This window comes from Microbacterium sp. HMWF026, from assembly GCF_003061325.1.
Taxonomy (GTDB): Bacteria; Actinomycetota; Actinomycetes; order Actinomycetales; family Microbacteriaceae; genus Microbacterium; species Microbacterium testaceum_E.
Genome location: NZ_QAJB01000244.1, coordinates 1 through 10,292 on the forward strand (window position 1 = coordinate 1; position 10,292 = coordinate 10,292).

The following is a 10,292-nucleotide window of genomic DNA, read 5'->3' on the forward strand; positions in this document are numbered from 1 at the left end:
TCCTGCCGAGGAACGCGGCAGCGCGGCGTGTTTCGGCACGGAGAGCGTTTATCGAGGTGTCCCGGCGCACGGCGCCGGGCCCCGGCGCCGGAGCTCAGCCCCAGGCGCTGGTGCCCGGCGCCCAGCGCACGGCGCCGAGCGCCCGGCGCCGGACGCCCGGCGGCGGAGCTCAGCGCTCGGCGCGGGCCAGGTTCTGCGTCAGCTCGTCGGCGTTCTGACGGACGACGTACGCGGGCTGGTCGCGCTCGACGCGCCAGCTCTCCGACAGGGGTCCGACGTTGACGGTGTCGAAACCGAACTCGTCGTAGATGCGCGTCACGAGGGCGACGGCCTCGTCGGTGTCCGCCGACGTGGCGAGGGCGCGTCGGTTCTCGCTGCCGGCGGGGGCGCCGTCGGTCAGGATGTCCGCGGCGGGGATGTGATTGAACGCCTTGACGACGACCGAGTCGGGCAGGCGCTGCTGCAGCATCTCGGAGGTGGTCGTCTTCTTCTCGTCGAGCTCGGCGATGCGGCCGTCGCGCTCGAAGTAGTAGTTGTTCGTGTCGAGCACGGTCTTGCCGGCGAGCGGGGCGACGGGGAGGTCGTCGATGGCCTTCAGCGGCACCGTCACGACGACGATCTCTCCGGCTTCGGCCGCTTCCTGAGCGGTCGCGGCGCGAGCGCGCGACCCGACCTCGGCGACCAGGTCGCTCAGGGTCTCGGGGCCGCGGGAGTTCGCGATCACGACGTCGTAGCCGTTCTGCGCGAAGCCCTTCGCGAGGGCCGAACCGATGTTTCCTGCTCCGATGATTCCTACGGTTGTCATGAGCGACCGAAACCGGCGCGGCGGGGCGACTATTCCCGAGAGCGCTACCAAGAGTTCATCGGTGTAAATAGTTAGCAGGTCTAGTTATCAGTGTCAACCGGTCCCGGGCGAGGGAGAGGGGTGTTTATCGTTTCTCCTGTCGCACCCTCACGCGAGTGGTCGCAGTCCGGTGTTCGGGTCACCGTCCTGCTTGACCTGTGAGGGCGACGGCCCCCGGTGGACGCGGCTTCGGACCACCGGGGGCCGCTTTCTTTTCCGGGCATCTGTCGTGCCGACCGACGTCCACCGGGTGAAAGACTGGTCTGTCGGCCGCATTCCCGCCCGGCCGTGATCCGAGGACACCATGACGACCGAGACCCGCCCGCCCCGCACCGCCCGGCTGTACCTGGTCTGCGTGGGCGTCGGACTGCTCGCCGGTCTGATGTCGGGACTGTTCGGCGTCGGTGGCGGCACCGTGATCGTGCCGCTGCTGGTGCTGCTGCTGGGCTTCGATCAGCGACTCGCGGCAGGCACCTCGCTCGCGGCGATCGTGCCCACGGCATCCGTCGGCGTCGTCACCTACGCCATCGACGGTCACGTCGCGTGGATCCCCGCCCTGATCCTCGCCGCCGGCGCGGTCGGCGGAGCGCAGATCGGGACCTGGCTGCTGCCCAAGCTCTCGCAGACGGCGTTGCGATGGGCCTTCGTGACGTTCCTGCTGGCGGTCATCGTGAGCCTGTATTTCGTCATCCCCTCGCGGGATGCCGCCCTCGAACTGACCTGGCTCACCGGCCCGGGCCTCGCGCTGCTCGGCGTCGTCACCGGCATCCTCGCGGGGCTGCTGGGCGTGGGCGGGGGGATCGTCGTCGTCCCGGCCCTTCTGCTGCTCTTCGGCACCAGCGATCTCGTCGCCAAGGGCACGTCGCTGCTGATGATGATCCCCACCGCCGTGTCCGGGACCGTGGGAAACCTGCGGCGCTCGAACGTCGACCTGCGCGCCGCGCTGTGCGTCGGCGTCGCCGCGTGCGCCACGACCGCGGCGGGTGCGCAGATCGCGAAGGCGGTGGATCCGTTCGTGGCCAATGTGCTGTTCTCGATCTTCCTCGTCTTCATCGCGACGCAGATCGCGGTCAAGGCCGTGCGTGGTCGGCACCAGCGCTGAACGACCGTTCTCGCGGGCCGCGCCCTCCCGCGCCGGCATTCCGCGAGCCGGGGCGCGACACCGCGCCCTCGGTAGACTGAGCCGGTGCCCGTGAATCCTGAACTCGTCGGTCGTGCCTTCGCGCCGACCGCGCCGTACCTGGTCGGCCGAGAGAAGGTGCGCGAGTTCGCCCGCGCGGTCTTCGCCGACGCCCCCCAGCACACCGACCCCGAGGCCGCCCGTGCGCTCGGCTACACCGACGTCGTGGCTCCGCCCACGTTCGCGATGGTCGTGCAGGACCTCACGCTGCAGCAGCTGCTCGGCGACCCCGACTCCGGCATCGAGTTGTCCCGTCTGGTGCACGCCGAACAGCGATTCCGCTACAGCCGTCCCATCGTCGCGGGCGACGAACTGGTCGCGACGCTGTCGGTCACCGGCATCCGTTCCATGGGCGGCAACGCCATGATCACCAGCGAAGCCGAGATCGTGGATGCCGACGGCGCCCACGTCGTCACGACGACGAGCGTCCTGCTCGCGGGGGAGGCCGGAGCATGAGCGCGTTCATTGTCGGCGACATCATCGCCGAGCGATCCGTCCACCTCACGCGCGAATCCCTCGTGCGCTACGCCGGGGCCTCGGGCGACTTCAACCCCATCCACTACCGCGACGACATCGCCGCCGCCGTCGGACTGCCGGGCGTCCTCGCCCACGGCATGCTCACCATGGGCATCGCCGTCGGCGCACTCGGCGAGGCCCTGGGCGACTCCGGCCGGATCCTCGAGTACGGCGTCCGCTTCACGCGTCCCGTCGTGGTCGATCCCGAGACCGGGGCCGACCTGCACGTGAGCGCCAAGGTCGGCGCCGTCGACGACGAGACCGCCCGCATCGACCTCACCGTGACGTTCGCCGAGACCACCGTGCTCGGCAAGGCGCAGGTGCGGGTGCGGGTGCGCTGATGCCCGAGGTCGATGCCGTCCCGCTCGCGCGGCTGACGACGCTGCGCACCGGCGGTCAGCCCGCCCGCCTCATCGAGGCGACGACGACCGACGAACTGGTCGCCGCCGTCCGCGAGGTCTGGGCCGAGGGCGGCGCGTGGTTCGTGCTGGGCGGGGGATCGAACCTCTTCGTGGGCGACGAGCCGTTCGACGGCACCGTCATCCGCGTGCGGACCACCGGCATCGACGAACTCCCCGGTTCGCGGCCCGACGCCGTCCGGCTGCGCGTGCAGGCCGGCCACGACTGGGACGCCTTCGTCGCCGAGACCGTCGCGCGCGGCTACGCCGGCGTCGAGGCCATGTCCGGCATCCCGGGCACCGTGGGCGCGGCTCCCGTGCAGAACGTGGGCGCCTACGGGCAGGAGGTCGTGCAGACCCTCGTCGAGGTCGAGCTGCTCGACGAGTCGACGGGCGAGGTCTCGACGGTCCCCGCCGCCGAGCTGGGGCTGGGCTTTCGCACCTCGGTGTTCAAGCACCACTACGGCTCGGTCCCCGAGCGTCCCGCGGTGATCCTGTCGGCGACGTTCGAGCTCGAACGCGTCGGCGACGACGCGCGTCCGATCGCCGGTGCGCAGCTGCGCGGAGCTCTCGGACTGGATGCCGACGAGGCGGTGTCGCTGCGCTGGATCCGCGACCACGTGCTCGCCACCCGCGCGCGCAAGGGCATGGTGCTCGACGCCGAGGACCCCGACACCTGGAGCGCCGGGTCGTTCTTCCAGAACGCGATCGTGTCGGAGTCCTTCGCCCGGACCCTTCCCGAGGCGTGCCCGAAGTGGCCGATGGCGCCCGAGATCGATCCGGTGACCGTCATCCCGCTCGCCGCGTTCGACGGCATCCTGCCCCCGCCCCCGGTCGAGCGGCGCGAGGTCAAGGTGAGCGCGGCCTGGCTCATCGAGAATGCCGGGCTGTCGCGCGGGTTCCGTTTTCCGCGCTCGCGGGCCGGGCTGTCGACCAAGCACACCCTCGCGTTGACGAACCGCGGTGAGGCGACCGCCGCCGAGATCGCGCAGCTCGCCCGCTTCGTGCAGCAGCGGGTGCAGGCCGAGTTCGGTCTGCTGTTGCAGCCCGAGCCCGTTCTGGTCAACGTCGAGCTGTGAGCGCACGCCCGGCCGCGCGAGTCGCCGGGATCTGCCGTCGGAGCGACACGTTCCGGCGACTCGCGCGGGGCAGGGTCAGGAGAACAGGCGCTGGAGGCGCTGCACACCCTCGAGGAGCTGGTCGTCGCCGAGGGCGTACGACAGGCGCAGGTAGCCGCTGGGGCCGAAGGCCTCGCCGGGGACCACGGCGACCTCGGCCTGCTCGAGGATGAGATCGGCCAGCTCGAGCGAGGTCGTCGGGGTGACGCCGCCCCACGAGCGGCCCAGCAGGCCCTGCACGTCGGGGTAGACGTAGAACGCGCCGAGCGGGTTGGGCACCTCGACGCCGTCGATCTTCGACAGCTCCGACACGATCAGCTGGCGGCGGCGGTCGAAGGCGAGGCGGAACTGCTCGGCTTCGTCCTGCGGGCCGTTCAGCGCGGCCGCGGCGGCGATCTGCGCGACGTTGTTGACGTTGCTCGACAGGTGCGACTGCAGGTTGCCGGCGAGCTTCATGGCATCCGCGGGTCCCACCATCCAGCCCACGCGCCATCCGGTCATGGCGTAGGTCTTCGCGACGCCGTTGACGAGGATCGTCTGCGCCGCGAGCTCGGGCACGGCCTCGACGATCGAGACGGCGCGGACGCCCTCGTAGGTGAGGTTCTGGTAGATCTCGTCGGTCACGACCCAGATGCCGTGCTCGAGCGCCCAGCGTCCGATCTCGGCCGTCTCTTCGGGGGTGTACACCGAGCCCGTGGGGTTGGACGGCGACACGAACACCAGCACGGTGGTCTTGTCGGTGCGGGCGGCTTCGAGCTGGGCGACGGTGACCTTGTAGTCCTGGTCGGCGCCGGCGAACACCTCGACGGGCGTGCCGTCGGCGAGGGCGATGGCCTCGGGGTAGGTGGTCCAGTAGGGGGCGGGCAGCAGCACCTCGTCGCCGGGGTTCACCACCGTCTGGAACGCCTGGTACACGCTCTGCTTGCCGCCGTTGGTCACGATGACCTGCGAGGGCGACACCTCGAGGCCCGAGTCGCGCAGCGTCTTCGCGGCGATCGCCTCGCGCAGCACGGGCAGGCCCGCGGCGGGGGTGTAGCGGTAATTCTTGGGGTCCTGCAGCGCCTTCGCCGCCTCGTCCACGATGAAGGACGGCGTCGCGAAGTCGGGCTCGCCGGCGGCGTACGAGATGACGGGACGGCCGGCGGCCTGGAGGGCCTTGGCCTTGGCGTCGACCTTGAGGGTCGCGGACTCGGCGATGGCGGACAGCTTGCGGGAGAGCGGAGCACGGGAGGTCACGGGACCGAGCCTAGTATTTCCGCCCTCACGGGCCGAGGGTCGTGACGACTCCGAAACACGGCTCCACTAACGTGGCCGGGTGACCGCCCCCCTCGCTCCACCCGTGCGCTCCCGACGTCGCGGATTCGGCACCCTCATCCGCCTCGGCCTCGCGACGCTCGTCGCGGGGGTCGCCACGGGACTCGCCGTGCTGCTGCTGGTCTGGATCGTGCACAGCCTCGAGCACCTCGTCTGGGGTCACGAAGAGGGTCCCTTCCTCGACGGCCTCGCCTACCCCGAGGTCTGGTGGCTGCCGATCGTCACGGTCGGCGGCGCGGGCGTCGTAGCGGCGGTGGGCTGGTACCTGCTGCGCCGTTTCGGTCGCAAGATCGCCACCGTCGAGCAGGGTGTGGACGGGGCGCGGATGCCGTGGTGGGAGACCCTCGTCGACACCGTCCTGCAGGTGGCGTCGGTGGCCATGGGCGCCGCGATCGGCAAAGAGGTCGCGCCCCGCGAGCTCTCGGCCATGGCGGGGTCGAAGATCGTGCGGTGGTTCCGCCTCGACGCGCGGTGGAGCCGCATCCTCATCGCCTCGGCCGCCGGCGCGGGTCTCGGCGCGGTGTACAACGTGCCGTTGGCGGGCGCGCTCTTCGCCGTCGAGATCCTGCTGGCGCAGTTCAGTGTCGGTGCGGCCGTGGTCGCCCTGACCGTGAGCACGGTCGCGACCCTCGTCGCACGTCCGCTCGTGGGCGACGGCTCGCTGTATACGGTGGGGGCGCTCGAGGTGAACGCGTCGCTCATCGTCGCGGCCGTCCTCATCGGTCCCCTCATGGGGTGGGGGGCGACGAGCTTCTCGGCGGTGACGAAGAAGCTGTCGCGCTTCCGGCCCGAGGGGTGGAAGCTGCTGGTCGTCCTGCCGCTGACCTTCACGGCCGTCGGTGCCCTCGGCGCGGCGTTCCCCCTCCTCCTCGGAAACGGTCGGGCCCTCGCGACGGCCGGGTTCGACCTCTCGCAACCCGCCCTGCTGCTGCTCGCTCTCGCCGTGATGCGGTACGTCGCCACGGCGGTCTCTCTCGGCGCCGGCGCGATCGGCGGAACCCTCCAGCCCTCGGTCGCGATCGGTGCGGCGCTCGGAGCCGCCGCGGCGGCGGGGTGGGCGTTCGTCTGGCCCGGCGCCGACGGCACGGCGCTGGCGATCGTCGCGGCGGCGGCGTTCCTGGCATCCAATATGCGGGCCCCGTTCACCGCGATCGCGCTCATCATCGAGTTCACGAACACGGGTTTCGACCTGCTGCTGCCGATCTTCCTGGCCGTGGCGGGCTCGCTCGTCGCCTCGCGGTTGACCTCGCGCGAGAGTCTGCGCGGGTTCGCCCCGATCGACCCCGCGCGTCCGTAGGGGACGGGTGCGCGGGATCGGCGCGCGCCTCGCTCTAGGCTCGACGGGTGATCGAGTGGATTCTGGCCGAGTGGACGCAGATCCTGGGTTTCGCGACGGGGGCCGCGTGCGTCCTCCTGGCGGCCCGGCGCAACGTGTGGACGTACCCGATCGGCATCGCCAACAACCTCGTCTTCCTCGCGGTGTTCGTGCCCGCGGGGCTGTACGCGAGCGCCGCACTGCAGATCGTGTACCTGGTGCTCGGCGTGCACGGCTGGCTGCGGTGGACGCGCGGCGTCGAACACGACCGGGAGTACGTCGCGCGCACGCCCCGTCGCGTCGTCCCCTGGTTGGTCGTCGCAGCCCTCGCGGGCACCGCCGTGCTGACCGTGGTCCTCACGGTCTTCACCGATTCGCAGGTCGCTCTCGCGGACGCCGCGACGACCTCGGCGAGTCTCGTGGCGCAGTACATGCTGAACCGCAAATGGATCGAGAACTGGTGGGTCTGGATCGGCGTCGACGTCGCCTTCGTCGCGCTGTCGATCGCGACCGGATTGTGGATCATCGCCGCCCTCTACGCCCTGTTCGTCGTGCTCTGCGTCGGTGGTCTGCGCTCGTGGCGCCGCGTGGAACGCGAGTCGACGGATGCCGGGATCCCGGCCGACGCGCGTGCCTGAGCGCCGGTACCGGCACGGGGTGGTGGTCGGCAAGTTCTACCCCCTGCACGTGGGTCACGACCATCTCATCCGTTCGGCGGTGCGCGCCTGCGAGCGCGTGACGGTCGAGGTGATCGCGGCATCCGTCGAGTCCATCCCGCTCGAGCGGCGGGCCGCCTGGGTGCGGGAGAACCACCCGACCGTGCGCGTGGTCGACCTGCTCGACGACACCCCGGTCGACTTCGCCTCCGACACCGCGTGGCAGGCGCACACCGCGACCATCGCCGGTCTCGTCGACGAGCCGGTCGACGTCGTCTTCACCTCCGACGAGTACGGGGCCGAGCTGGCGCGCCGTCTCGGTGCCGCGTGGGAGCAGGTCGACCCGGGCCGGCGGCTGAACCCGGTGTCGGGCACGGCGATCCGCGCGGATCCGGACGCCCACTGGCACGAGCTCTCGCCCGCGGTGCGTGCCGATCTGATTGCCCGCGTGGTCGTCCTCGGAGCCGAATCGACCGGGTCGACCACGCTCGCCGAGGCGCTCGCCGCCGAACTCGGCACGCTGTGGGTGCCCGAGTACGGCCGCGAGTTGAGCGTGACGCGCGAGGGCGGACTGGACGCTCCGTGGCGCAGCGACGAGTTCGACCTCGTCGTCGACCGTCAGATCGGGTGGGAACGGGATGCCGCGCGCCGCGCCCCGCGACCGGTGCTGGTGTGCGACACGGACGTGCTCGCCACGGCGCTGTGGCACGAACGCTACGTGGGCTCTCCGGCGCCGCGGATCCACGCGAGGGCCGCCGCTCACCGCCCCGCGCTGTACATCCTCACCGGAGACGAGATCCCCTTCGTCCAGGACGGGATGCGCGACGGCGAGCACATCCGCGCGGGGATGCAGGAACGCTTCCGCGAGGTGCTCGCGGCCCAGCCCGTGCCGTGGTTCGAGGTGCGCGGCTCGGTCGCCGAGCGGGTGGCGTCCGCTCTGCCCGCCATCCGTCGGGCGATGGCGGACGCGAGCTCGTTCGCGGCCCCGATGGAGGGGCGGCCGTACGCCGAGCAGCAGGAGCTGCAGCGGCGGGCGGCCGGTTAGGCTGGCGCGATGGCGGACCGCTGGCACAGGCTCTCGCAGTCACCCACCACCTCGGGCGTCGGCGACGGGGTCGCCCCGCTCACCGCGGCGGATCTGTTCCGCTCGCCGCCGGACGCGTCGGCCGTGCCCCTCGACGAGAAGCTGCGGCAGACCTACTACTGGATCGTCAACCGCGCCGTCATCTCGCCGTACTACGACGTCGAGTTCTCGAGCGGGGCGCCGTTGGCCTTCACCCTGGGCGATGCCGGGGCCGAGCTGACCCTGCCGAGCGAACCGTCGTTCTCGTCGAACGTGCTGCTGCCGCTGTTGAGCTTCGCCGTCGGCGGGAGGTGTCTGCTCATCGGCGGTCCGGGGCGTGGCAAGACGACCGTCGCCGTGCTCATGGGGGTCCTGTCGGGGTCGACGCCCGACGACGTGCGGCGCGGCGTGCAGCAGGGTCAGCCGCAGCTCACGATCAGCGACCTGGTCGGCATCCCCCTTCCCCGCGACCTGATGAACGCGTCGAGTCTCGCCGAGGTGGGCGTCGCGTGGCGCGACTGGCTCTCGCGACCCGTGAAGATCGTCGACGAGTACAACCGCATCCCCACCAAGACCCAGTCGGCGCTGCTGACGATGGTGGCCGAGGGGTACGTCGAGAGTCACGACCAGATGCGGCGCACCGCCCCGGCGGAGGGCGTCGAGAGCTGGTTCTTCACCGCCAACGACGACGCGGGCGGCGGGACCTTCCCGGTCATCCAGGCGCTGCGCGACCGCATGGACGTGACGGTGCCGGCGGCGGGCTTCAACAGTCGATTCCTCGACGAGCTCATCACCCGCGTCGAGGCGGGTGAGAAGCCCGAGGAGCACGTTCCGGCCGAGCTGGTTTTCGGCCCCGACGAGCAGACCGCGATGCGAGCGGCGATCCGGGCGGTGCCGGTGCCGGCCGAGGTGCGACGACGCCTGGAGTTCTTCCTCAGCCACTTCGAGTTCGTCCAGGGCGGCGGGCGCCGGTTCGAGTACCGCACGAAGGACACCGTGACCACCGCGGGCGGGCGCGTGGCCGAGACCATCGAGGCGAATTCCGGAGCGGATCTGATGGCCGATCTCGGCGCGCAGACGTTGAACGGTCTGTCGGTGCGGGCGCTGCAGACCCTCATCGTCTACGCCAAGGCCGTGGCGTGGTTCCGGGGGCGCGACGCGGTCTCGCTCGCCGACGTCGCAGCGATGGTGCCCTTCGTCCTGCGCGGGAAACTCCTGCCCAACCCCACGCACCCGCGATTCGACGTGGGCGTCGAGCGCGAGTTGTCGACCGACACGATGAGCTGGCTGAGCGACGTCTTCGCCGAGTCGTGCCGTCAGTACGACGCCCTCGGCCGGGGCGCCGAGGATCCGGTGCGCGACCTGTTGACGCAGCTGGATGCCGGCCTCGACGGGGTCTCGGCGGTCGAGGCGTCGCGCCGGCTGACCTCGATCGAGGCGCGTCTGCGCGCGATGTCGACGACGGGCAAGCTCTACGGCCGCGACTTCGACGACCTCACCGCCCTGAAGTACCTGCACCAGCGCTACACCGCCTACCTGCGGTGGGTCGAGGGGCGCGCGTGATCCGTCGCCCCGGTCATCAGGCCGACGCCGAGCCCCCGCGCGGCGTGCCGACGCCGGTGCCCGGTCTCGACCTCGACCGCGCCGCCACCGCGGTGGTGGCGGCGGGTGGATCGGCGGCTCGCTTCCGGCACGCGCTCGCCGCCGGGCAGGCGCAGCTCTCCGCCGACGCACCCGTCGACCTCGTCGTGACTCTCGCCGGGATCGCCGGGTGGCGCGCGGGCGTCCTGGGGCTGCGCGACGACGCGCTGGCCCGCATCGTCGACGTCCCGCCACCGGCCGCGGCGGCCGCGCTCGGTCTCGCCGAGGCGGATCTGCGGGCCTTCAC

10 protein-coding genes and 1 pseudogene are annotated in these 10,292 nt (G+C 71.5%); 9 read left to right on the top strand and 2 right to left on the bottom strand.

The window, feature by feature from the left end; all coding sequences use genetic code 11:
• Positions 1 to 169: 169 nt before the first annotated feature.
• Positions 170 to 805, bottom strand: coding sequence for an NADPH-dependent F420 reductase (locus DBR36_RS09675; RefSeq protein WP_108318899.1), 636 nt, complete (start codon positions 803 to 805; stop codon positions 170 to 172).
• Between the two features lie 343 nt (positions 806 to 1,148).
• Between DBR36_RS09675 and DBR36_RS09680 the strand changes: the two genes are divergently transcribed.
• From DBR36_RS09680 to DBR36_RS09695, 4 genes are all read left to right on the top strand, one after another.
• On the top strand, positions 1,149 to 1,946 hold the full coding sequence (locus DBR36_RS09680; protein ID WP_108318902.1) for a sulfite exporter TauE/SafE family protein: 798 nt from the start codon (positions 1,149 to 1,151) through the stop codon (positions 1,944 to 1,946).
• 84 nt (positions 1,947 to 2,030) lie between these two features.
• On the top strand, positions 2,031 to 2,480 hold the full coding sequence (locus DBR36_RS09685) for a MaoC family dehydratase N-terminal domain-containing protein (protein ID WP_108318904.1): 450 nt from the start codon (positions 2,031 to 2,033) through the stop codon (positions 2,478 to 2,480).
• Complete coding sequence (locus tag DBR36_RS09690; protein ID WP_108318906.1) at positions 2,477 to 2,881, top strand: MaoC/PaaZ C-terminal domain-containing protein; 405 nt, start codon at positions 2,477 to 2,479, stop codon at positions 2,879 to 2,881. The genes DBR36_RS09685 and DBR36_RS09690 overlap by 4 nt, the downstream gene beginning before the upstream one ends.
• Positions 2,881 to 4,017 (top strand): UDP-N-acetylmuramate dehydrogenase, encoded by a 1,137-nt coding sequence (locus DBR36_RS09695; RefSeq protein ID WP_108318908.1) that lies wholly within the window; start codon positions 2,881 to 2,883, stop codon positions 4,015 to 4,017. Before DBR36_RS09690 ends, DBR36_RS09695 begins: the two co-directional genes overlap by 1 nt.
• Positions 4,018 to 4,092: 75 nt before the next feature.
• On the opposite strand, the gene DBR36_RS09700 is transcribed toward DBR36_RS09695, so the two are convergent.
• Positions 4,093 to 5,292, bottom strand: a complete 1,200-nt coding sequence (locus DBR36_RS09700; protein ID WP_108318911.1) for a pyridoxal phosphate-dependent aminotransferase — start codon at positions 5,290 to 5,292, stop codon at positions 4,093 to 4,095.
• A gap of 79 nt (positions 5,293 to 5,371) precedes the next feature.
• Here DBR36_RS09700 and DBR36_RS09705 point away from each other — a divergent pair, with 79 nt between their 5' ends.
• From DBR36_RS09705 to DBR36_RS09725, 5 genes and pseudogenes are all read left to right on the top strand, one after another.
• Positions 5,372 to 6,667: a chloride channel protein gene (locus DBR36_RS09705; RefSeq protein ID WP_108318913.1), complete on the top strand. Its 1,296-nt coding sequence runs from the start codon at positions 5,372 to 5,374 to the stop codon at positions 6,665 to 6,667.
• Between the two features lie 47 nt (positions 6,668 to 6,714).
• Positions 6,715 to 7,323: a nicotinamide riboside transporter PnuC gene (gene pnuC, locus DBR36_RS09710; protein WP_108318915.1), complete on the top strand. Its 609-nt coding sequence runs from the start codon at positions 6,715 to 6,717 to the stop codon at positions 7,321 to 7,323.
• Positions 7,316 to 8,386, top strand: coding sequence for an AAA family ATPase (locus tag DBR36_RS09715; RefSeq protein WP_108318919.1), 1,071 nt, complete (start codon positions 7,316 to 7,318; stop codon positions 8,384 to 8,386). The genes pnuC and DBR36_RS09715 overlap by 8 nt, the downstream gene beginning before the upstream one ends.
• Positions 8,387 to 8,395: 9 nt before the next feature.
• Positions 8,396 to 9,967: a MoxR family ATPase gene (locus DBR36_RS09720; protein ID WP_108318917.1), complete on the top strand. Its 1,572-nt coding sequence runs from the start codon at positions 8,396 to 8,398 to the stop codon at positions 9,965 to 9,967.
• A pseudogene (locus tag DBR36_RS09725) lies at positions 9,964 to 10,292 on the top strand (potassium transporter Kef); the annotation flags it as partial. The gene DBR36_RS09720 and the pseudogene DBR36_RS09725, both read left to right, overlap by 4 nt.

Coding starts and splice junctions, on each gene's coding strand:
- DBR36_RS09675 (WP_108318899.1), bottom strand. CDS start 805: ATGACAACCGTAGGAATCATCGGAGCAGGAAACATCGGTTCGGCCCTC.
- DBR36_RS09680 (WP_108318902.1), top strand. CDS start 1,149: ATGACGACCGAGACCCGCCCGCCCCGCACCGCCCGGCTGTACCTGGTC.
- DBR36_RS09690 (WP_108318906.1), top strand. CDS start 2,477: ATGAGCGCGTTCATTGTCGGCGACATCATCGCCGAGCGATCCGTCCAC.
- DBR36_RS09695 (WP_108318908.1), top strand. CDS start 2,881: ATGCCCGAGGTCGATGCCGTCCCGCTCGCGCGGCTGACGACGCTGCGC.
- DBR36_RS09720 (WP_108318917.1), top strand. CDS start 8,396: ATGGCGGACCGCTGGCACAGGCTCTCGCAGTCACCCACCACCTCGGGC.